General features: G+C 52.5%; 21 protein-coding genes. 12 read left to right on the top strand and 9 right to left on the bottom strand.

Features of this window, described 5'->3' with window-relative positions:
- Positions 1-57: 57 nt before the first annotated feature.
- Positions 58-633, bottom strand: a complete 576-nt coding sequence (locus F7P81_RS15920; protein ID WP_225685269.1) for a biotin transporter BioY — start codon at positions 631-633, stop codon at positions 58-60.
- Positions 634-974: 341 nt separating this feature from the next.
- Complete coding sequence (locus F7P81_RS15915; protein WP_075657299.1) at positions 975-1,661, bottom strand: GntR family transcriptional regulator; 687 nt, start codon at positions 1,659-1,661, stop codon at positions 975-977.
- 385 nt (positions 1,662-2,046) lie between these two features.
- On the opposite strand from F7P81_RS15915, the gene F7P81_RS15910 reads away from it, so the two are divergent.
- Positions 2,047-2,793 (top strand): YebC/PmpR family DNA-binding transcriptional regulator, encoded by a 747-nt coding sequence (locus F7P81_RS15910; RefSeq protein ID WP_022710828.1) that lies wholly within the window; start codon positions 2,047-2,049, stop codon positions 2,791-2,793.
- Between the two features lie 287 nt (positions 2,794-3,080).
- Entirely contained in the window at positions 3,081-3,866 is a 786-nt protein-coding gene (locus F7P81_RS15905; protein ID WP_151160251.1) for a glutamate racemase, read from the top strand.
- Between the two features lie 126 nt (positions 3,867-3,992).
- On the opposite strand, the gene rpmE is transcribed toward F7P81_RS15905, so the two are convergent.
- Positions 3,993-4,214 (bottom strand): 50S ribosomal protein L31, encoded by a 222-nt coding sequence (gene rpmE, locus F7P81_RS15900; protein ID WP_075657301.1) that lies wholly within the window; start codon positions 4,212-4,214, stop codon positions 3,993-3,995.
- 183 nt (positions 4,215-4,397) lie between these two features.
- Between rpmE and F7P81_RS15895 the strand changes: the two genes are divergently transcribed.
- Positions 4,398-6,203: an ABC transporter transmembrane domain-containing protein gene (locus F7P81_RS15895; RefSeq protein WP_151160250.1), complete on the top strand. Its 1,806-nt coding sequence runs from the start codon at positions 4,398-4,400 to the stop codon at positions 6,201-6,203.
- Between the two features lie 63 nt (positions 6,204-6,266).
- Here F7P81_RS15895 and F7P81_RS15890 read toward each other — a convergent pair whose 3' ends face one another.
- From F7P81_RS15890 to F7P81_RS15860, 6 genes are all read right to left on the bottom strand, one after another.
- Positions 6,267-7,295 carry a peptidoglycan -binding protein gene (locus tag F7P81_RS15890; protein WP_116089049.1) on the bottom strand — a complete coding sequence of 343 codons (1,029 nt, stop codon included), beginning with the start codon at positions 7,293-7,295 and terminating at the stop codon, positions 6,267-6,269.
- A gap of 10 nt (positions 7,296-7,305) precedes the next feature.
- Positions 7,306-8,316, bottom strand: coding sequence for a MotA/TolQ/ExbB proton channel family protein (locus F7P81_RS15885; RefSeq protein ID WP_210307674.1), 1,011 nt, complete (start codon positions 8,314-8,316; stop codon positions 7,306-7,308).
- Between the two features lie 336 nt (positions 8,317-8,652).
- Entirely contained in the window at positions 8,653-9,444 is a 792-nt protein-coding gene (locus F7P81_RS15875; protein ID WP_022710518.1) for an inositol monophosphatase family protein, read from the bottom strand.
- 445 nt (positions 9,445-9,889) lie between these two features.
- Positions 9,890-10,450: an elongation factor P gene (efp, locus tag F7P81_RS15870; RefSeq protein ID WP_022710520.1), complete on the bottom strand. Its 561-nt coding sequence runs from the start codon at positions 10,448-10,450 to the stop codon at positions 9,890-9,892.
- A gap of 335 nt (positions 10,451-10,785) precedes the next feature.
- On the bottom strand, positions 10,786-11,970 hold the full coding sequence (locus tag F7P81_RS15865; protein WP_246176157.1) for a tetratricopeptide repeat protein: 1,185 nt from the start codon (positions 11,968-11,970) through the stop codon (positions 10,786-10,788).
- A gap of 12 nt (positions 11,971-11,982) precedes the next feature.
- Positions 11,983-12,648, bottom strand: coding sequence for a thiamine phosphate synthase (locus F7P81_RS15860; protein WP_151160247.1), 666 nt, complete (start codon positions 12,646-12,648; stop codon positions 11,983-11,985).
- Positions 12,649-13,042: 394 nt separating this feature from the next.
- Between F7P81_RS15860 and F7P81_RS15855 the strand changes: the two genes are divergently transcribed.
- From F7P81_RS15855 to F7P81_RS15815, 9 genes are all read left to right on the top strand, one after another.
- On the top strand, positions 13,043-14,263 hold the full coding sequence (locus tag F7P81_RS15855) for an OpgC family protein (RefSeq protein ID WP_151160335.1): 1,221 nt from the start codon (positions 13,043-13,045) through the stop codon (positions 14,261-14,263).
- Positions 14,264-14,884: 621 nt separating this feature from the next.
- Positions 14,885-15,391: a protease adaptor protein RcdA gene (rcdA, locus tag F7P81_RS15850; protein WP_028233530.1), complete on the top strand. Its 507-nt coding sequence runs from the start codon at positions 14,885-14,887 to the stop codon at positions 15,389-15,391.
- A 196-nt stretch (positions 15,392-15,587) separates the two neighbouring features.
- Positions 15,588-16,121 carry a crossover junction endodeoxyribonuclease RuvC gene (gene ruvC / locus F7P81_RS15845; protein WP_022710526.1) on the top strand — a complete coding sequence of 178 codons (534 nt, stop codon included), beginning with the start codon at positions 15,588-15,590 and terminating at the stop codon, positions 16,119-16,121.
- The gene (gene ruvA / locus F7P81_RS15840; RefSeq protein ID WP_022710527.1) at positions 16,118-16,735 is read left to right on the top strand and encodes a Holliday junction branch migration protein RuvA; all 618 of its coding nucleotides are present in this window, start codon (positions 16,118-16,120) and stop codon (positions 16,733-16,735) included. The genes ruvC and ruvA overlap by 4 nt, the downstream gene beginning before the upstream one ends.
- Positions 16,736-16,771: 36 nt before the next feature.
- Complete coding sequence (gene ruvB, locus F7P81_RS15835) at positions 16,772-17,812, top strand: Holliday junction branch migration DNA helicase RuvB (protein ID WP_121994085.1); 1,041 nt, start codon at positions 16,772-16,774, stop codon at positions 17,810-17,812.
- Positions 17,812-18,288: a tol-pal system-associated acyl-CoA thioesterase gene (ybgC, locus tag F7P81_RS15830; RefSeq protein WP_151160246.1), complete on the top strand. Its 477-nt coding sequence runs from the start codon at positions 17,812-17,814 to the stop codon at positions 18,286-18,288. The genes ruvB and ybgC overlap by 1 nt, the downstream gene beginning before the upstream one ends.
- A gap of 483 nt (positions 18,289-18,771) precedes the next feature.
- On the top strand, positions 18,772-19,482 hold the full coding sequence (gene tolQ / locus F7P81_RS15825; RefSeq protein WP_022710531.1) for a protein TolQ: 711 nt from the start codon (positions 18,772-18,774) through the stop codon (positions 19,480-19,482).
- An 81-nt stretch (positions 19,483-19,563) separates the two neighbouring features.
- Positions 19,564-20,013, top strand: a complete 450-nt coding sequence (gene tolR, locus F7P81_RS15820; RefSeq protein ID WP_151160245.1) for a protein TolR — start codon at positions 19,564-19,566, stop codon at positions 20,011-20,013.
- Positions 20,014-20,020: 7 nt separating this feature from the next.
- Positions 20,021-21,100, top strand: a complete 1,080-nt coding sequence (locus tag F7P81_RS15815; protein WP_022710533.1) for a hypothetical protein — start codon at positions 20,021-20,023, stop codon at positions 21,098-21,100.
- The last annotated feature ends 75 nt before the right edge of the window (positions 21,101-21,175 follow it).

The raw sequence follows: 21,175 nt of genomic DNA, 5'->3' as shown, positions 1-21,175 counted from the left end.
AGCCCCGTTGCAATGATCTGCAACGGGGCTTTTATTTTTGCCGAAGCTCAAAAGCGATTAAGCGTCTTTACGGAAAGAAGCTTTCAGGATCGAAGCGCCGAGAGCGGATTTGATCAGTGCGCCGATCAGGAATGGTGTAACACCAACCAGTACAGCTTTTTCAACACCGACTGACAGGCTCAGCCATGCTGCGCCGAGAACCAGAGCCAGAATATTGGCGGTCAGGAAAGCGGCGAAAGCTTTTGGCAGGCTGCTGCCGTTCCAGCCGCGTTCAGCCAGATAGCCGGTGAGGGCTGCGATAACAGGGAATGCAAACAGGTAACCGGCTGTCGGGCCTGCAAAAGCGGCCAGAGTGCCGTTGCCACCGGCAAGAACAGGCATGCCCATTGCTGCTTCACCGAGCCATGCAAGCACAGTGAGTGCGCCAAGACGCCAGCCATAAAGTGCGCCGATCAGCGGAACAACCAGTGTCTGCAGGGTGATTGGAACCGGCAGCATAGGCACTGTGATCTGGGAGGTCAGTGCGAGAATCATGGTGCCGGAAATGACGGCAAATAATTTCATGGCCGCGCTGCGATTGTCGAGATTGAGCGGGCTGAAAGCCGGTTTGCGAACTGCATGTGCGAGAGACATGAAAAGCTCCTTATAGCATGATGTGTATTCAAATGATCTTATTTGACGGGCACGATCATGCAATAAACAAAAACTGAGAGCGGGTGCAGCGGGTAAAATGATATGCGACACACTCTGGTGAAATTATAGATAGTTTGCAATGTGCATCTATCGTAAAAATCATTAGGTCAATTTGCACGACTTGGCCAGACAGAATTGTCGTAAAATTGTTTATAGACGGGTCGTAAACAGAGCGGATTACAGCTATTCGGGCAAGGGCAGGTTTTAAAACTGCCCGCATCTGCTCTGAGAGTTATGAATTGATATATTTTATAGATAATTTATGCGGAATTGGTTTTATTTTAACCGACAATCGCAAAGGCATCGCGCACTTTGCCTGACGGGCTGGTTACCGGCTTGCGGCCAATCCACTGCACATGGCGGGTGAGAATATTGGCAGCCTGCTCCACATCGCCGTCCCGCAGGGCTGCAAGAATAGCCAGATGGTCGTGATCGGTACGGGCTTCCCATTCTGCGCGCCATGAGACGAACAGAAAGCGTGCGCTGGCATCATGCAGATCATCAATCGTTGCCAGCAGACGCGGCATGGCGCAAGGTGTAATCAGCAGACGGTGAAACTTGCGGTTGGCCGCTTCCCATGAACGCACATCACTGGAATTATCACCGGCATGGGTGGCTTCTTCCGCCTCATCCAGAATGGCGCGGGTCAGATGCGGTGCAGCATGGCGCAAGGCCAGCACTTCCAGTGCGGCGCGCATTTCCGCAACTTCGCGGATTTCTGCAAGCGAGAAAGAGGCAACACGCACACCACGGCGCGGCTCGGACACTGCAAGCCCCTGTGCTTCAAGACGACGAAAAGCTTCGCGCACCGGCACATGGCTGGTGCCGAATTCATCGGCAATATGATCCTGACGCAGTTTTGCCCCCGGTTCCAGTTCACCGGCGATGATACGCTGCGACAGAATCTTGCTGATCTGTGCGGCTATCGTGTCGTTTTTCTGTCGCGGTGCGGCTGGCTGTTCGGTCACGTCAATCTATATCCGGTTTAACGGGCAGTTTCAGAGCTTGCCCGTGGATAGAGCATTCTGGGATTCAAATAAAGGTACGGGCAAATAAAGGTTTGAGAATGAGTATAATGCCAGAGATGCGGCATAATATATTCACGTTATTGATAAGGCGCATATCAGAGCGTGTCCAGTTGCAGAGCTCGGAACCGGTGTAAAAAACTATCATCTGCAATGAAAAGACGATATTATCGCAGCCTGCAAAGAAGTGCGGTGTGGTGTGGCTGGACGTGGCACACCATTTTCCTTATAAAGCGCACATTCCGCAGGGATGAATGCGGATGCCTCGCTCTTGCTGCGCCGCATATTCAATCCCGTGCCCAAATTTTAGAACCTGAACAGGGGTGCTATGGCCGGCCATTCACAGTTTAAAAATATTATGCACCGCAAAGGCAGACAGGATGCCATGCGGTCGAAAATGTTCTCCAAGCTTGCACGCGAAATTACCGTTGCAGCCAAGCAGGGTCTGCCTGATCCGTCGATGAATGCGCGTCTGCGTCTGGCAATTCAGAACGCTAAAGCGCAGTCCATGCCAAAGGACAATATCGAGCGCGCGATCAAAAAAGCTGCCGGTGCCGATTCCGAGAACTATGATGAAGTACGCTACGAAGGCTACGGCCCGGGCGGTGTGGCTGTTATCGTTGAGGCGCTGACAGACAACCGCAACCGTACCGCATCCAATGTGCGTGCTGCTTTCACCAAATCCGGTGGTGCGCTGGGTGAAACCGGCTCCGTGGGCTTCATGTTCTCCCGCGTTGGCGAGATCGTCTATAAGCCTACTGCCGGCGATGCTGACACCGTTATGGAAGCAGGGATTGAGGCCGGTGCTGAAGACGTGCAGTCTGATGAAGAAGGCCATGTCATTATCTGTGCTTTTGAAGATCTCGGCGAAGTTTCCAAAGCGCTGGAAGCAGCACTTGGCGAAGCTGAATCCATCAAGGCAGTCTGGAAGCCGCAGACTTCGGCTCCGGTTGATGAAGAAAAGGCACAGTCCGTTCTGCGTCTGATTTCGACACTGGAAGATGATGATGATGTGCAGAATGTTTACGCCAATTTTGAAGTCAGCGAAGAAGTGCTGGCCAAGCTGAGCGTATAATTTAGCATCCTTGCTCAATATTAAAACCTCCGGCAGCTGACGTTGCCGGAGGTTTTGCTTTTTGTGCCATATAATCGTCCTGTTGACCTTGGCAGGTAAAATCGGGACACTAAATTGATAGAGCATATCTGAGACGGGCCGGAGCATTTCAGCGTCAGGTTGAATAGTTTGATGGCAATGAAATGCGACGACTCTAAGAATCGAGAGCGATTGCTGTGATTTAATCCGGGCGTAAATCGCTCTCGAGGCGGACACCGTTCCGCAATACGGAAACGGGAGAATGATCTATGCACAGACCGATTGCTGTTTTTGATGCAGGTATCGGCAGCTATGCTGTCGTTGCGGAAATCCGCAACCGCTTGCCGCATCAGGATATTATTTATTTTGCTGACCGTGCCAGTTTTCCTTATGGCGGCAAAAGCCGCGCTGAACTGATTCAGGTGATGCGCCGCACGATTGATTATCTCTCAAGCTTCAATCCTTGTGCGATTGTGATCGCTTCCAATGCGCCGTCGATTATGGTGCTGGAGGAACTTAGTCAGGATATTCATCTGCCGCTTTTCGGCGTCTATCCGCCTCTGCGGGAGGCATGGGGGTTATCCCATAGCGGACATGTCGGGATTATGGGTGTTCAGTCGCTGGTGGAAAGTCCGATGATCGGTGAATTCGTGGCTGAACACAGCGCCTATAGTGACCGTGTGGCGCTGATTAATGCCTCGCCGATGGTGGAGCTGGTAGAATCAGGTGCGTTTCTGTTTGCACCGGAGAAAACACAGACAGCGGTTGATGCATTTCTGGCGCAAGTTTTTGCTAAATATCCGGAGATTGATGTGCTGACTCTTTCCAGTACACATCTGCCATGGTTGCGCCGGTTTTTTGAAAATGCCCGTCCGCAGTGCCATTTTCTCGATCCTGCCAAAGATATGGTTTCAAGGATCGGTCAGGGCACTAAGGGGCAGGGGAAGATCCGCGCCTTGGTGACGGAAGATGAACGCTACGATCTGGCGACATTCCGGAAGATGCTCAGCGCGATTGGCGTTGATATTCCGCTGGAACCGGTGCGGCCCTATTAAAACCTGCTGCATTTCCAGCAAAAGTGGGAACCGGTTTTGCGTGAGGTAAATGCACAAAACAAAGAGACAGGTCATAAAAAAGCTCCGCATTGCGGAGCTTTTTTATTCTCATCAAGAAGCTGGGAATTAGATACCCAGATTGCCGAAGCGGTTCTTGAACTTGGTAACGCGGCCACCGCGATCCATCAGCTGCTGGTTGCCGCCGGTCCATGCCGGATGGCTCAAAGGATCGATATCGAGGTTCATCGTATCGCCTTCTTTACCCCAGGTGGAGCGTGTTGAATATTCGGTACCATCAGTCATAACAACTTTGATGGTGTGGTAATCCGGATGAATGTCTGCTTTCATAGTCAGCTTCCTGAAAGGTTTATGGCATTTAGCCACGCCCCGGCCATCACCGGAACTGCGGCAGATACGCCCACTTGTCTCATTGAAGCTGCAGACAATACGGCTACGGCTTCCAAAAGGGTTGGGGAGCCTATACATCAGGCAGCAGCTAATAACAAGGGCGCAATATAGCAAGCAAGCAGAATGACAGCGACGAATTTACAAAACAAAGCGGTTTCTGAGGCCGAGAGCGGTAAAAAGCCACGCCGGTCCTTAAAGCCGCTGGCGCGAATCTTTCCTTACGTCCGTCAATATCCCCGCTCTGTTGCCGGTGCGCTGGTTGCATTGGTCACTGCCGCAATGGCAACCTTGGTTCTGCCGGTGGCTGTGCGCAGCCTGCTGGATAACGGGTTGATATCGGCTTCGAGCAGTCTGGTTGATACGTCTTTTGCTGCCTTAATGGTTCTGGCTGCGGTGCTGGCTGTGGCCTCTGCTGCGCGCTATTATTTCGTGATCACGCTGGGGGAGCGCATTGTTGCTGACCTGCGGCGTGATGTTTTTGCCCATGTTACCCGCCTTTCGCCTGCTTTTTTTGATGAAGTGCAGTCCGGAGAGATCGTTTCCCGCCTGACAGCCGATACAACACAGGTGAAATCCGCTGTCGGTGCTACGGCTTCTATCGCCTTGCGCAATCTGATTCTGGTGATCGGTGCGGTGGTGATGATGGTAGTCACCAGTCCTAAATTATCGGCGCTTGTGCTGGCTGCTATTCCGCTCATCGTATTGCCGCTGGTGGCCTTTGGCCGCTCTGTCCGCCGCCGGTCACGCCGCGCGCAGGATGAGCTGGCGCTGGCGACTGCCTATGCGGGAGAAAAAATTGCCGCAGTGCGCACCGTACAGGCTTTTACCCATGAAGCACCGGCAATTGCACATTATACCGGCGCGGTTGATGGCGCTTATGATGCGGCACAGCAATCGATTCTCTCCCGCTCGATCCTGACGGCTTTTGCAATCTTTATCATTTTCGCCAGCGTTGTGGCGGTGCTTTGGTTCGGCTCGCATGATGTGATGAGCGGCCGGATGTCTGCGGGCACATTGGGGCAGTTTCTGATCTATGCAGTGGTGGCGGCAGGTTCGCTCGGTGCTTTGTCGGAGGTTTGGGCGGAACTGGCACAGGCTGCCGGTGCGGCGGAGCGGCTGGTGGAATTGCTGAATGAAGAATCAGCTGTCGCTTCACCGGCGCAACCGGTCAGACTTATCCGTGCTGAAGGCCGCGTTGAATTTTCTCATGTGGAATTTGCTTATCCAACACGACCAGAGCACCAAGCCCTTCATGATGTGAGCTTTGTGATTGAACCGGGCAAGACAGTTGCGATTGTCGGTGCCTCCGGTGCCGGTAAATCGACACTGATCGCCTTGCTGCTGCGTTATTATGATCCGCTACAGGGCAAAATCCTGCTGGATGGTAAGGATCTGCGGCAATTGTCGCTGGATGATCTGCGCGGTAATATTGCGTTGGTGCCGCAGGATGTGACGATTTTTGCTGCCAGTATTCGTGAAAATATCGCTTTCGGACGACCGGATGCCAGTAATGCGGAAATTGAAGCTGCAGCAAAGGCTGCGCAGGCGCATGAATTTATCATGGCGCTTGAAGGTGGCTATGATGCACCGGTTGGTGAGCGTGGCGTAATGCTCTCCGGTGGTCAGCGTCAGCGCATTGCTATTGCCCGCGCTTTGCTGCGGGATGCGCCGGTGCTGTTGCTTGATGAAGCGACTTCGGCACTGGATGCGCAGAGTGAAATGCTGGTGCAGAAAGCGCTGGAACATCTGATGCAGGGACGCACGACACTGGTGATTGCGCATCGTTTGGCGACCGTGCTGAAAGCGGATCATATTCTGGTTATGGATCAGGGGCGCATTGTTGAGCAGGGCACTCATACAAGCCTGAGCCAGTCCGGCGGGATTTATGCCCGCCTTGCCAGCCTGCAATTTCAGCAGGCGGTAAACTAAAAAAGCCTGCAGTTTCAGCAGGTGCATTGAAATAAAAAGCCCCGTTTTAAACGGGGCTTTTGGTTATCTCTCAGTGAGTTTCAACTCGATACGCCGGTTGCGGCTGCGGGCATCGGAGCTGTCGTCAGCTTCCAAAGGTTGGTACTCACCAAAACCTGCGGCTACCAGCCGGTTCGCCGGTACGCCATTGGCAATCAGGAATTTAACCACCGCCGTTGCACGCGCTGAGGAGAGTTCCCAGTTGTCGCGATAACGGCCCGTGCCGGATAGCGGCACATTATCCGTATGGCCGTCCACACGCAGCACCCAGTTGATATCGTCCGGTATTTCCTTATTCAGCTCTACCACCGCATCGGCCAGCTTTTTCATTTCGATCAGGCCTTGCGGATTGATATCTGCTGAGCCGGTCGGAAACAGCACTTCTGACTGGAAGACGAAGCGGTCGCCGACAATGCGGATATTTTCACGATCGGAGAGAATCTCGCGTAAGCGTCCGAAGAAGTCGGAACGGTAGCGGTTCAGTTCCTGTACCCGCTGGGCAAGTGCCACATTCAGCCTTTTCCCGAGATCAGCGATCTTGGTATTGGATTCACGATCGCGGGCTTCGGATGCATTGAGTGCGTCTTCCAGCGCACCGATCTGACGGCGCAGGGCTGCAATCTGCTGATTGAGCAATTCGACTTGCGACAAGGCTCGTGCGCTGACCTGTTTTTCAGCATCCAGCGTTGCAGATAATTCACCGGCACGCTGCTCTGCAGCTGCACCGGAGCCACCGGAAGCGAGCAGGCTTTGCAGGCGGGATTTTTCATTTTCCGCAGCGGTGAGCGAAGCCTGAAGGCCGGCCAGTGTATCTTCCAGATCCTGCCCCTTGCCGCGTTCCAGCGACAAAAGCTCGGTCAGTTCGCTGATCTGACTGTTGAGCCGGTTCAGTACAGAATCCTTGTTATTGACCTCTTGTGAGAGCAGAAACTGCATCAGCACAAAGACGGACAGCAGGAACATGATCGCCAGCAGCAATGTGGACAGCGCGTCCACAAAGCCCGGCCAATAATCAACATGGCGCTCACTGCGACGGTTACGGGATAAGGCCATCGGTTCCGCCTTATTGTTCGCGCTTGGTAGCGGAGAGGATGGTGTTCAGTTTCTCAACAGCCTGACGCAGAGCTTTCTGCTCTTCGGCCTGCCGTTCAACCCAGTCACTCATGCTTTGCTGGTCATGGCGCATGGTTTTCACCAATGCCTGCACACCGTCTGCCAGATTGGCCAGAGCAGCGGTTGTGCGCTGGCTGGTGCCGTTGCCGTCCTGCATCGTTTGCAGACGGTCGGAGAACAGCCGGATTTCTTCCAGTGTTGTATTGCCGTTTTCCGCATCAACGCGCAGGTCGGAATTCAGATCGGTGACCGAGGACAGCCAGTTTTCCAGTTCCGTATAGAAACGGTTCTGGGCGCGACCGGATTGCAGATCGAGAAAGCCGAGAATCAGCGAACCGGACAGACCGAACAGGGAGGACGAGAAAGCCGTACCCATGCCGCTGAGCGGTGCCTGCAATCCGCTCTTGAGCGAATCCAGCACCGTGCCGGTGTCATTGGATTTCGGATCAAGGGACTGAATGGTCTGACCGATGGAGCCGATAGTTTCCAGCAACCCCCAAAATGTACCGAGCAGGCCGAGAAATACCAGCAACCCGATCAGATAACGGGAAATATCGCGGCTTTCATCCAGACGGGTGGCAATGGAATCAAGAATAGAGCGCATGGATGTGGCGGATAGTGCCATAGACTGGCGGCGGCCGATCATCGCCCGCATTGGTGCCAGCAGCACCGGATCCGTCGCGCCGTCATCACCGTTGCGGAAGGAATTGACCCAGCGGATTTCCGGCACAAGGCGCAGAACCTGAATGAAAGCCAATATGATACCGACCAGCAATACACCGAGAATCAGGCCGTTGAGGCCGGGATTGGTGACGAAGAAGGTCTGGATCTGCCGTACCAGAACCAGAGCCAGAAAAGCGACAAGAGCGAGGAATATAATCATAATCATCATGACCTGCCGCGGGCTGGAAAGCCGGTTCGGGTCGTAATCTGTTCCCATGCTGATATCCCGCTGCGCCATAATATTCTCTCGCCTGAGCCTGATGTGTTTTGCTTCAGATGCTGTTCTGCATTGTCTGAAACCGCTTTGTGATACAGGACGCTACTGCAAAATTTTCAAAACTGAAACTTTTATTCCTGTCATATTTCCGACTGTGGCAAGCTATAGCATGTCGCGGAAAAGTGGACACCGGTTTTCCGATAACGACATGCGTAAAAATAAAGCGATAGAGCGAGCGCAGCGGATACAATTAAACGCGACACGCTCTAGAGCGGTGAAAACGGGAACAGGATATAAAAAAATCCCCCGCGCATCAGAGATGAACGGGGGATTGGTGATTTCAGCCTGATCGTTTTATCAGACCGGCTTTTTGATTGTCCGCAGCAGCTGGCCGTGAATGAGCTCATTACCGGCTACGATGTTTTTCTGCTCATACATGTCCTGCTGGCCGTTTTTGTCGGAGATAAAGCCACCGGCTTCACGTACCATCAGAATACCGGCTGCCATATCCCAAGGGGACAGCGGCTCATCCCAGTAGCCGTCAACGCGACCGGCAGCGACATAAGCGAGTTCTAGAGAAGCGGCGCCAAACGCACGCATACCGGCGGCTTCACCCATAACATTGCGCAGTTCGATGAGGTAGTGACCATGCTTGCCGCGACCCAGATGCGGCATACCATGGGTAATCACAGCATCGGAAAGCTTGGAGCGGGCTGCAACGCGCAGGCGGCGGTCGTTGAGGAATGCACCGCCACCACGCTCAGAGGTATAAAGTTCGTCCGTTGCAGGATTGTAGATCACACCGGCAACAACCTGTCCCTGACGCTCAAGAGCGATGGAAACGGCAAAGGTCGGAATACCGTGCAGGAAGTTGGTGGTGCCGTCGAGAGGATCAACGATCCAGCGGTGCTGGCTGTCAGCACCTTCAACCGCGCCGCGTTCTTCCATCAGAAAGCTATAATCAGGACGCGCACGGCGCAGTTCGCTGAAAATAATATCTTCGGCTTTTTTATCGGCCTGACTTACATAATCGCCCGGGCCTTTGAGCGAGACCTGCAGATTCTGTACTTCACCAAAATCACGCGCCAGTGAGCGTCCGGCCTTGATTGCGGCCTGAACCATAACGTTGAGAATTGCTGAGCGCGCCATATTTTTCGTCCTGTCAGTGCATAAGTCCGGTGCTGGCTGAAGTCTGCATCGCCGGCCGGTACAATTTATGCGTTCGTGTCAAAGAGAAAACCGCTAAGCCTCACCAAAGACGAGGGGCAGTTTTCATGTGTGGAAACCGGCTGGCACAGACGTTAAATGTGAGCAGCGTCTGTTCGCCGGATAATCTTTTATATGCATAAAGATCATGCATAAATAATATCTGAGCTAAAAGCGAGAGACTGTTTAGAGCATAGTCCGGCACGGCCGGATCAGATCGACGCAGCCCAATAATATGAGCACGCGCACATTCTCCGAAAAGTGCTTTCGTTTTCTGGATCTATTCACAAATGTCAATGTGCTTAACAGCTTTTTCATCCGCAAAGCATGCCTTGCGGATGAAACAATATTTAAATCCTGAAGAGTACAGGTGGTATTTTGAGCCGGATCAGGCGCGGGATACGTAGGTCAGTTCGTTGGTGTCAACGATAACGCGTTCGCCGGATTCAATGAAAGGCGGCACGAGAATACGGATGCCGTTTTCCAGAATTGCAGGCTTGTAGGAAGAAGCCGCTGTCTGGCCTTTAACAACCGGATCAGCTTCGGTGATTGCCAGTGTAACCTGATCCGGCAGACGAATGCCGATCGGGCGTTCTTCGTGCATTTCAACGGTGACCATCATGCCGTCCTGCAGGAATGCAGCGCGCTCACCAACAAAGTCTTTGTTCAGTTCGAGCTGTTCGTAGCTTTCGGTATCCATGAAAATCAGAGCTTCACCCTGTTCATAGAGGAAAGAGAAGTCTTTCTGCTCAAGACGGATGCGTTCAACAGTTTCAGCAGAACGGAAACGTTCATTCAGCTTGGTGCCGTCGATAAGGTTTTTCAGTTCAACCTGATTATAGGCGCCGCCTTTACCTGGTTTAACCGCGTTGCATTTAACTGCTGCCCACAGGCCGCCATTGTGCTCAATGACATTGCCGGGACGGATTTCGTTACCGTTGATCTTCATATTCGTTCAATCCGGAATTAGTGTGAAATTTTCTCTGATTTACCCTTTGAAATTCTGCGTCGCTTCGCGCAAAACCGGTGGCGGTTTGGCAAAAAATGCCGCAGGCGGTATCAGAGGGCTCTCAAGCCATATCAATCGGGGTTTTCAAGACCATAAATCTGCAATTTTAGCAAGTCTGATACGATGCTTTGCCGGACTTCGGGCTGCACTAGAGCATAATTTCTTAAACTTGAATCAGTTTCAGCGAAAATTATGCTCTCATTTAAAGTGTTAGAGCGCTGTGCGCCTGATCGGGCGCACAGCGCTCTATGTTAGTAAAAATGCAATTTTACCGGTCAGCGCAGATTGTTTGCACGGGCGATGGCCTGCTGAATTTCTTCATCTGTCAGACCGTCCATGAAAGAATCGAGGTCTTTGGCATTGAGTTTTGAGCGCCGCGCCAGAATATACCATGCCGCAGCCTCAACCGAATTACCGTCTGTGCCGATACCGTCACGATAAAGCCGTGCCACACGCGCCATGGCTGCAATATTGCCGCCGCGCGCTGCTGTCAGCATCCAACGGAAACCGGCATCATAATTGCGCTCGCCACCACGCCCTTCGACCAGCCATGTACCCAGATCAAGCTGTGCCGTGTCATAATTTTTGCGGGCGGCACGCAATAAATATTCCCGTGCCTGCGCATCATCGCGCTTGATTGTTGCGGTGCCATTGGCAAGCAGCTGACTGACAGCATATTCACCATCGGCCAGTCCGGCATCTGCCGCTTTCTGGAACCATGGTGCGGCTTCATCCAGCCCTTTGGCTCCGGGACGGCGCATCATCAGCATTTGCGCATAATTGAATTGCGCCATGGCATTGCCTGCTTCGGCCGCTTTTTGCATCAGCTCTTCAGCTTTTTTCGCGTCCTTGGTGACGTAGATGCCCTGAAGCAGCATGGCGGCGTAGCGGAACTGGGCTTCATGTTCGCCTTTTTCAGCGGCTAAGCCATACCAGTGCGCTGCTTGTTTCTGATCGGATTTGACGCCAAGGCCACGGGCATAGATTTCAGCCACCAGTGTTTGCGCAGCCGGATCACCGGCTTTGGCGCGTTCCATGCCAAGATTGAAGGCTGTCAGATAAAGACCGCGCTGAAATGCACCAAAGGCCGGATCGGCAATTTTGTCCCCGAACCGGTTCTCGTTAAAAGCGGGCATGGCATCGGTCGTTGCCGGTTGCTGAAGCATGTCAGACTTTTCAGTCTGATTTTTCGACCATGATCCGGCAAGTTCCGGAATAGTGAAGCCGGTTGAAACTGACGGTACATCCATAGATGCGCCGGTCGAATCTGCCGGTTTATCCGTCTCTGTTTTATCCGTTTTGGACTTGTCAGCTTTGGACTTGTCAGCTTCCGGCACTGTTTTCTCAGGTGCCGGTTTTGCGGCCTCTGCAGCCATGACAGTGGTTGCCGGCATAACCGTCGCTGCGGCAACCAACCAGAAAGCACAGGTGCTGTTGAACAAAACGGATTTTTTCAGCATGGTCTAACTCTGTTACTCTTCAGTCTCAGCCGCGCTCATCTCATCGAGCTGGCGGTTTGCATCGGCAATAACCTGTGCAGGATCTTCTGCAGAAAACACAGAGGTACCCAATGCGATAAATTCCGCATGTGTGGCAAAACAAGCCGCGAGATCATCCAGTTTTGCACCGGCCTGCAAAATAGCCGGAATCTCGACCATTGCCGCCCACCATTCAGCCAGTGAAAGATTGCGCGGATGGGCTTCCGGTTTGGTATCGGCACCGATTTTGCCGAAGAACATATAATCCGGCTGCAATTCACCGACTTCCAGTGCTGTGTGACGCTCTTTCACATTGCCGGTGCCGACGATCATTTTCGGCGTATAGCGCTCAACAGCATCTGCAATATCGGCCAGAGAGCCTTCAATATGCACGCCGTCTGCGCCGACACGACCGGCGGTGCGGGTATCGTTCAGAATGATGGCCGCAGCACCGGCAGCCTGAATTTTGCCAACGGCCAATGTTGCAAAAGCCTGAAAGGATGCCTCGTCGGTTTTCCCGTTGTCGAGAATGACGCTGGCAATGTCGCCTGCAGTCAGGGCTTTATCCAGCGTGGCAAGCAGCGTATCTGCCGTATGCTCTTCCGAAGAAGGAGAAGGGACAACCAGCACTAGACGCGGACGGTTTGCAGGAAATTTCATCAGATAAAGCCTCGTTGAGCGGGCGCCAATAGCCCATAAAAATGGCAAAGTTCGGGAATTGCACAGTGTAAAATATGCAATATACCGGTCATTATCTTCTGTTTAGAGCATATTTGCCAAAAGATAACGCGGTTTTTAAAGACAGGTGCAAAAACATCGGAGCGCTGTCCTTTTTCCCCGAATTTCCCTTCGATCTTGATGCTAACAACTTATTGTCATTGTCGTTTTGTTTAGTTCTGGAAAATAATGTGATGGGGGTAAGCGGTGGCTTAGCCGCTTTCGTGTCCCATTTGAGTCGTATTGTTGTATGCAGACAAAAACTGTCTGCAGGACATGTTTTCGCTTCTTGAGAGATGAAAACATTCAGGCAAGTCAGGCAAAAGGCAGGCTGGCAATGACAATACATAATGCAGGACAGATGGTGAAAATGCGCGATACGCGTCTTGATGTTTTCAGGGCGCTGGCATTGCTGACGATCTTCATCAACCATGTTCCGGGCACAATTTATGAGAAATTCACGCATCGCGAATTCGGTTTTTCCGATTCTGCGGAAGCTTTTGTGCTGATTTCCGGTCTGGCTGTTGCGCTTGCCTATAGTTCCAAATTTATTGAAGGCAATCGCCTGCTGCTGTCATTGAAAATGGCACGCCGGTCGATGACGCTTTATATGGCGCAGATGATGACAACGCTCATCACACTGGCGATTTTCGGTTTTACGGCCATTTATATGAAACGGCCGGAAATGCTGGAAATGATCAATATCAAGACTGTGATGGAACAGCCTGCACAGGCTTTTGTCGGTCTGGCGACGCTTGGCCATCAGCTCGGCTATAATAATATTCTGTCGCTCTATCTGGTACTGATGCTGTTTGCGCCGGTCATGCTTTATCTGTCGCGGATCAGTATTTCGTTGATGCTGACGATTTCCGGTTCGATCTGGTTTCTGTCCGGCTATTATCATATTGCGCCGGTGAATTATCCGACACAGGGCGTGTGGTTCCTTAATCCGTTGTCGTGGCAGTTTCTGTTCGCCATCGGTATTGGTGCGATGACCTATGTGAAGCAGGGCGGCCGCTTTGATCAGAACCGTCCGCTGATGATTGCGGCGATCGGTTATCTGGTTTTCTCCCTGCTGTGGCTGCGTGTCCCGCATCCGAACTGGGATATTTCCTTTGGCCTGCCTGCGGTGCTGACCGGTTTTGACAAGACCTATCTCTCGGCAACCCGTTTGTTGCATGTGCTGGCGCTTGCCTATGTGATTGCCGGTATCCCTGCGCTGTCGGAAAAAGCCCGTCTTGATATGAACCATCCGCTGGCCTTGCTGGGTAAACATTCGCTGCCGGTTTTTGTAGCCGGTACTATTCTGGCGATGGTTGGTCAGGCGCTGCGCCATGTCTATCCGGTGAGCCTGTCCTTTGACACCTTGCTGATTGCGGGCGGTATTATGGCTCAGTTTGCGCTGGTCTATTATCTGGAATGGCTGCCGCGCATAGGCTGGAAAGGCAAAGCAGTTTCGAAAAGCCCTGTGCCGGAAATCGCAAGATCCGCACGGGCGGCAGAAAGCCGGAAACCAGCTCCTATAGCTGTGAAGCCGCGTTCGGTTCCTGCTTCCTGAAAGTGATAGAAGCCGCATTAACCAAATATTAAAGTTAACAAAAGAATATAAGGCTATCCGGTTTTGCCGGATTCTTACCGAGTGGACTTGGTCCCTCTGTATGACGCCTCCCTGTTAAACTTCTGAGAGCCGCTTTTGCGGCTCTTTTTTTATTTCCGGACCTGCTTTGTTTATCCGCAACTGAGAGCCGCTTTGTGGATAAAGCACTTCTACGAAAATCTGCCGACTGGTGTTGCTAGTACCTGAAAATACGGGCGATTCTGCTTAACTATCTGAACAGGCTGACTTTATTCGCCTGGATGGCATTATTTTCTCTGGCAAGCACAAAATCACAATTCATCTTTCTTTAACCATATTATTGCGCGAGCGTGTATGAGCGTGCATTTTGCTTGGATAGGCCATAGCCAAACGGTTTTTTACGATCACGCTTTGTGATGCAAACGAGTGAAGTGCAGCCTGATTATAGGGGATTCGCCTGTTTGGCCGGTTATAAACCGGAGAAAATACGGTGCTCTTATGTGGTCGGAATGCTTGTCAAAAATTACAACTGCGTTTCAGTGAACTGCAGTTGCCAGTGAGCAGAACAAGATGATGGAACAGACACATCGCAGCGAAAACAGAGTGCCGGACAATATGATCCGTCTGTCGGAGCGTATGGTGTTTTCAGACAGTTTCAAACCGCTTTACAGTGAAGGTATGGCGCTGGTGGAAGAAGCCGCCGCTTATCTTGACGGTGAGGGGAAAGACGCTGCGCGTTCTCTGTCTCACAAGGCTGCAACACTTTATGCCGCTGAATCCATGCGTCTGACCTCGCGTCTGATGCATATTGCCTCCTGGCTTTTGCTGCTGCGTGCCAGCCGTTCCGGCGATATGCCGCGCGAAATGGTGGCAAAAGAGAAGGCAAAGGTCAGTCTGGAAACCCATTCTGCCGGTGAAAAGACCGCAGGCTGGAAAGAACTGCCGCAGGCTTTCCGCGATATGATTGCGCATTCGCTGCATCTTCAGGACCGCGTGCGTTGCATGGATGGTGACAGCTATCACCAGCCGATCCGTGAACTGGTTGAGTGCAAGGGTAATCCGGTTTCGGATCAGATCATTCTGTTGCGCACAGCATTTGGCAGTAATTGATCTGCCGGAGCATGTCGCGGAAAAGTGGGAACCGGTTTTCCGATAACGACATGCGTAAAACAAAAAGACAGAGCGGCGCAGTGGCTATGATTAAATACACACGCTCTGGCATCTTCTCCCGCCCTAAAAATGCGATGTTTCCATTTTGTTCACATTTTGATTGTTGAATGCACCTTACACAAGGTAAGGTCAGCATATGAAACAGGCGATTCGCATTATTGGTATTGATCCGGGCTTGCGCCGCACCGGCTGGGGCGTGATTGAGTCCATGGGTAATTCCCTGCATTTTATTGCAGCGGGAACAGTCACCTCTGATGACAAAATGGATCTTGCCTCGCGTTTATGCCAGCTGCATGAAGGATTGAGCGCTGTTCTGCATCAGATGATGCCGGATGAAGCGGCTGTTGAACATACATTCGTCAATAAAGATGCAGGTGCTACGCTGAAGCTGGGGCAGGCGCGCGGTATTGCGCTGCTGGTTCCGGCGCAGGCCGGATTGCGAGTGGCTGAATATGCGCCGAATGCGGTGAAAAAATCCGTTATTGGTGTCGGCCACGGTGAAAAACAGCAAATTCATATGATGGTCAAAGTGCTGATGCCGCGTGCGAGTTTTGATACCAGCGATGCGGCGGACGCGCTGGCGATTGCCATTTGTCATGCCCATAACCGGCATAGCCTGTATAATCTGGCGGAACTGAAGAAAAGCGGGAGGATTGCAGCGATATCATGATCGGGAAACTGAAAGGTGTTGTCGATGAAATTGCTGACGATCACGTCATTCTTGATGTGCATGGGGTCGGCTATGTGGCTTTCTGTTCTGCGCGCACGCTGGGCAATCTGCCTTCAGCGGGTGAAGCGGCTATTCTGCTGATTGAGACCTATGTGCGTGAAGATGTGCTGCGGCTTTACGGTTTCGGCACGGCATTGGAGCGTGAGTGGTTCCGGCTGTTGCAGAATGTACAGGGCGTTGGTGCCAAAGTGGCACTGGCAGTGCTGGGCACATTAACGCCGTCTGAACTCGCCAATGCCATTGCTTTGCGTGATATTGCTATGGTGTCCCGTGCGCCGGGTGTCGGCAAAAAAGTAGCCGAGCGCATCGTAACTGAGCTGAAGAATAAGGCGCCTGCATTTGCCGGTGATGCTGCGGCCAATATCGGGCTGAAGCAGGAAATCGGTGAGGGTGTTGCCTCCACAGCAGTGAGTGATGCGGTTTCTGCGCTGAGTAATCTCGGCTATTCACGCGATCAGGCTGCCAATGCGGTGGCCAGTGCCTTGCGCGAGGTCGGAGAAGATGCAGATTCTGCCAAGCTGATCCGGCTTGGATTGAAAGAACTGGCGCGATAAGAGCGTTGCTTGAGAAAATGAATGCGGGTGTAACTGATGAGTGATGAAGATCGTCTGATTTCTGCGCAAAAGCGCGGGGAGGATACGGACACGGCTTTGCGCCCGCAAAGCCTTGATGATTTTGTCGGTCAGGCGGCAGCGCGCGCTAATCTGAAAATTTTTATCGAAGCAGCCAAAACCCGTGGTGAAGCTCTGGATCATGTGTTGTTTGTCGGCCCTCCGGGCTTGGGCAAAACCACATTGGCGCAGATTATGTCCAAAGAACTCGGCGTTAATTTCCGCTCTACTTCAGGGCCGGTGATTGCCAAAGCCGGTGATCTGGCGGCATTGCTCACCAATCTTGAAGACCGCGATGTGCTGTTTATCGACGAAATTCATCGCCTCAGCCCTGCGGTGGAAGAAATTCTCTATCCGGCGATGGAAGATTATCAACTCGATCTGATTATCGGCGAGGGGCCTGCGGCACGCTCAGTCAAGATTGATCTGGCGAAATTCACGCTGGTGGCAGCGACAACCCGTCTCGGTCTTCTGACCACGCCTTTGCGCGACCGTTTCGGTATTCCGGTACGGCTGAATTTCTATACGGTTGATGAGCTGGAATATATTGTGCGCCGTGGTGCGCGGCTGATGCAGCTGAATATTTCTGATGATGGTGCACGCGAGATTGCCCGTCGTGCCCGCGGAACACCGCGTATTGCAGGGCGTTTGCTGCGTCGTGTCCGTGACTTTGCGCTGGTAGCAAAAGCAGACATTGTGGATGCGAAGATCGCCGATGAGGCGCTGATCCGCCTCGAGGTAGATAATATCGGACTTGATCAGCTGGATCGTCGCTATCTTAATATGATTGCACGCAATTTTGGCGGCGGACCTGTGGGGATTGAGACGATTGCCGCTGGTCTGTCTGAACCGCGTGATGCGATTGAAGATATTATTGAACCCTATCTGATCCAGCAGGGTTTTTTGCAACGCACACCGCGCGGTCGTGTGTTGACAGCACTTGCATGGCAGCATCTTGGGCTGACGGCACCGACAGATCTGGCTGCACGGCAGATTACCCTGTTTGAGGATGAAGCCTGATGCCGGATGTAACAGTTCCAGACGATTTAAGCGCAGCTGAATCTGAAGTGATTAATGGCACGTTGACACCGGAAGGGCACCGGTTGCTGGCGCGGGTCTATTATGCCGATACGGATTTTTCCGGCGTGGTTTATCATGCCCGTTATCTGGAGTTTCTGGAGCGCGGCCGCACCGATTTTCTGCGCCTGAAAGGTGTGCACCATACGCAATTGGAAGAGGGACAGCTTGGCGAGCCGATTGTCTGGATCGTGCGACGCATGGAGATTGATTTCCGTTTACCTGCCCGCATTGATGATATGCTGGTAATTGAGACTTGCGTGACCGAAGCTTCCGGTGCGCGGGTGACAATGCGCCAGCGCATTCAGCGCAAAAATGGTGAGCTGTTGATTGAAGCACAGGTCGAAGCGGCATTGATTAATAAGCAGGGTCGTCCGAAACGGATGCCCAAAGAGTGGAAAGCGCTGTTTACAGCTTAATTTTCGGCAGAGATTTTAATCATCAAGCCGGGACAATTGGGCGGGCATAATCCTGCGGCATTTCAAAAATCGGGTGTGATCGCGCAGGCAGTGCTGAATGTGGTGCTGGCTCACAAACCGGCACCGGAAAATCAGGCGCAGCACGTAAAATTGCCCGCAATAGTGCGAATCCTAACTTATCTTTAACCATAATAGTTCATCTTTAGTCCAAGACGGAGAGGTGAGGGCATGAATCTGCCTGTCGCCTTCCTTTCACCAAAATTAACCGTAAAAAGCAAAACAGCCGGTCATGCACAAGATTGTGTCCGGCACTATGCAGATACGGCGCAAAGCAATTCGGCGGGCCGTGCAGGCAAACAATGCATCCGGACCGCTTAAGGTAACAACAGATCGAAACGGTTACGCAGAAAACTGCGCGGTGAACCGTTTTGCTTTTGCCGCCCGGTGATGAGCCGGGCGTTTGGATTCGAGGACAGGTGACAAATGGAAACGCTACCCATTGCAGCACATACAGCTGATGTCAGTCTCTGGGGACTGTTCATGCAGGCCAACTGGGTTGTGAAACTGGTCATGCTGGGCTTGCTGGCTGCCTCAATCTGGACATGGGCGATTATCGTCGACAAGACACTGGCCTATCGCCGTGCAACAAGTGCGATTGAGCGTTTTGAGCAGGTCTTCTGGTCCGGCCAGTCTTTGGAAGAATTATACCGCAATCTCGGTGAACGCCGTACCACCGGCATGAGCGCCATTTTCATGGCAGCAATGCGCGAGTGGAAAAAGTCTTTCGAAAAAGGCGCCCGTTCCCCGATTGCGTTGCAGATGCGTATCGAAAAAGCGATGGATGTGGCCTTAGCGCGTGAAAACGACAAGCTGGAATCACGCCTCGGTTTTCTGGCCACCATTGGTACATCTGCACCATTTATCGGTCTGTTCGGTACCGTTGTCGGTATTATGACCTCGTTCATGGCGATTGCCGCTTCCAAAAATACCAGCCTTGCCGTTGTGGCACCGGGTATTGCGGAAGCATTGCTTGCAACGGCGATTGGTCTTCTGGCCGCTATCCCTGCGGTTATTGCCTATAACAAGCTGACCGCAGACTCGGCAAAAATCACCGCACGTATGGAAGGTTTTGCCGATGAGTTTTCGGCCATACTGTCGCGACAAATTGATGAGAAGCTGACGCCGCGCGGATAAATTATCCGGTTTGTGTGCGTCAGTCGTTTTAAATTCAGGCCGGATATCAGGTCAAAAGATTAAGGCCGGAAGGTTCCAGATATGGGTATGTCATTAGGAAGTCAGGGCGGAGCAGGCGGTCGTCGCAGACGCGGCAGCAAGAAGGCTCCGATGAGCGAAATCAACATCACACCTTTCGTGGACGTGATGCTGGTGCTGCTGATTATCTTCATGGTGTCCGCACCGCTGCTCACCTCCGGTGTGCCGATTGATCTGCCGGATACGCAGGCCAAGGCGCTGAATGCCGATACTCAGCCGATTACCGTGTCCGTGAATGACAAGGGGCAGGTCTATTTGCAGGAAACCGAGATCGACATTGCAGAAGTGGTGCCAAAACTCGAAGCTATCGCCAAAACCGGCTATGAAGAGCGCGTTTTTGTGCGCGGCGATAAAAATGCCGATTACGGTACTGTGATGAAAGTGATGTCACGTATTTCCGCTGCCGGTTTCAAGAATATCGGTCTGGTGACCCTCCAGGAGCAGGATAGCTGACGCCATCATGAAGGCAGGTCTGACTTCCTCAACACTCATCCATGTGGTCATTATCGGCTGGGGACTGTTCTCGTTCTCTTCGCCGAAGCCTTTTGACATGACTGATACTGAATCCTTCCCTGTCGATATTGTACCGATTGAAGATATTTCACAGGTACAGCAGGGCGATAAAAAAGCGCCGAAAGCGGAAAAAGCAGCACCAAAACCAACAACCAAGCCGAAAACGGTTGAGCAGGCGGAAAATGCCGGTGACAGCGAGCTTGATCTGAAAACACCGCCGATGCCGAATGAAAAACCGAAGCCGGTTGAAACCGCAGAAGCGGCCAAACCTGCGGAAAAACCGGCTGAAAAGCCGGAACCTGTACAGGAAAACAAGCCTGAACCAAAACCGGAGCCGGTTAAACCGCCTGAACCGGTGAAGCCGCCGGAGCCAAAAGTGGAGCCGAAGCCGGAACCAAAGGCTGAGGTGAAGCCGGATCCTGTTGCGGAAGCAATTGCGCAGCAGCCGGAACAGGCTGAAGAAGTCAAATTGCCGGATCGTGTTCCGGCGCCGGAAGCCAAACCGAAACCGCAACCAACGGAAACGGCCAAGGCTGAGGATAAGAAAAAAGACGAGAAGAAACCGGAAAAGCCAAGCACAACCGCGCAGAATACGTCGAAAGATAAAGATGCGAAGGCTGACGAGGTTGCCGTTCTTTTGAACCGTGAGAAATCTGCAGGTGGCGGAGCTAAACGCTCTACCGACAAGGAAGCCTTTGGTGCCAAGAAAACGACCGGCGGAGCCAAACTCAGCCAGACGGAAATGGATGCTCTGAAAGGTCAGATCAGTGACAAATGGAGCATTCCCTCGGGTGTGGCCGATGCCGCTGATTTGCGTATTACCGTTAAGATGCAGCTGAACGAAGACGGCTCGATTAACGGCTCGCCGGAAGTCACCTATACGGGCGGCGATTCTATCGTTGGCCGTGCGGCAGCAGACAGTGCGCGGCGTGCGGTGATGCGTGCAGCGCCTTACAATCTGCCACGGGATAAATATGAAACCTGGGCGACGGTCATCGTGAATTTTGACCCGAGCGAAATGTTCTAAACGAAATACGGACCGGCGCTGTGCAGCGCCGGTTTCAGGGGCTTTCTGTGAAGCTCTTCAATATCAAAGCATGTG

This window comes from Pseudochrobactrum saccharolyticum (genome assembly GCF_008801715.1).
Classification (GTDB): domain Bacteria; phylum Pseudomonadota; class Alphaproteobacteria; order Rhizobiales; family Rhizobiaceae; genus Pseudochrobactrum; species Pseudochrobactrum saccharolyticum.
The sequence above is the reverse complement of the archived record's forward strand: the minus strand, read 5'-3'. Positions and strand labels throughout refer to the sequence as shown.

Bases quoted from the DNA above. Each gene is read 5' to 3' on its own strand.
- F7P81_RS15920 (WP_225685269.1), bottom strand. From the start codon at position 633: ATGTCTCTCGCACATGCAGTTCGCAAACCGGCTTTCAGCCCGCTCAAT.
- F7P81_RS15910 (WP_022710828.1), top strand. From the start codon at position 2,047: ATGGCCGGCCATTCACAGTTTAAAAATATTATGCACCGCAAAGGCAGA.
- F7P81_RS15905 (WP_151160251.1), top strand. From the start codon at position 3,081: ATGCACAGACCGATTGCTGTTTTTGATGCAGGTATCGGCAGCTATGCT.
- rpmE (WP_075657301.1), bottom strand. From the start codon at position 4,214: ATGAAAGCAGACATTCATCCGGATTACCACACCATCAAAGTTGTTATG.
- F7P81_RS15895 (WP_151160250.1), top strand. From the start codon at position 4,398: ATGACAGCGACGAATTTACAAAACAAAGCGGTTTCTGAGGCCGAGAGC.
- F7P81_RS15890 (WP_116089049.1), bottom strand. From the start codon at position 7,295: ATGGCCTTATCCCGTAACCGTCGCAGTGAGCGCCATGTTGATTATTGG.
- F7P81_RS15885 (WP_210307674.1), bottom strand. From the start codon at position 8,316: ATGGCGCAGCGGGATATCAGCATGGGAACAGATTACGACCCGAACCGG.
- F7P81_RS15875 (WP_022710518.1), bottom strand. From the start codon at position 9,444: ATGGCGCGCTCAGCAATTCTCAACGTTATGGTTCAGGCCGCAATCAAG.
- efp (WP_022710520.1), bottom strand. From the start codon at position 10,450: ATGAAGATCAACGGTAACGAAATCCGTCCCGGCAATGTCATTGAGCAC.
- F7P81_RS15865 (WP_246176157.1), bottom strand. From the start codon at position 11,970: ATGCTGAAAAAATCCGTTTTGTTCAACAGCACCTGTGCTTTCTGGTTG.
- F7P81_RS15860 (WP_151160247.1), bottom strand. From the start codon at position 12,648: ATGAAATTTCCTGCAAACCGTCCGCGTCTAGTGCTGGTTGTCCCTTCT.
- F7P81_RS15855 (WP_151160335.1), top strand. From the start codon at position 13,043: ATGACAATACATAATGCAGGACAGATGGTGAAAATGCGCGATACGCGT.
- ruvC (WP_022710526.1), top strand. From the start codon at position 15,588: ATGAAACAGGCGATTCGCATTATTGGTATTGATCCGGGCTTGCGCCGC.
- ruvA (WP_022710527.1), top strand. From the start codon at position 16,118: ATGATCGGGAAACTGAAAGGTGTTGTCGATGAAATTGCTGACGATCAC.
- ruvB (WP_121994085.1), top strand. From the start codon at position 16,772: ATGAGTGATGAAGATCGTCTGATTTCTGCGCAAAAGCGCGGGGAGGAT.
- ybgC (WP_151160246.1), top strand. From the start codon at position 17,812: ATGCCGGATGTAACAGTTCCAGACGATTTAAGCGCAGCTGAATCTGAA.
- tolQ (WP_022710531.1), top strand. From the start codon at position 18,772: ATGGAAACGCTACCCATTGCAGCACATACAGCTGATGTCAGTCTCTGG.
- tolR (WP_151160245.1), top strand. From the start codon at position 19,564: ATGGGTATGTCATTAGGAAGTCAGGGCGGAGCAGGCGGTCGTCGCAGA.
- F7P81_RS15815 (WP_022710533.1), top strand. From the start codon at position 20,021: ATGAAGGCAGGTCTGACTTCCTCAACACTCATCCATGTGGTCATTATC.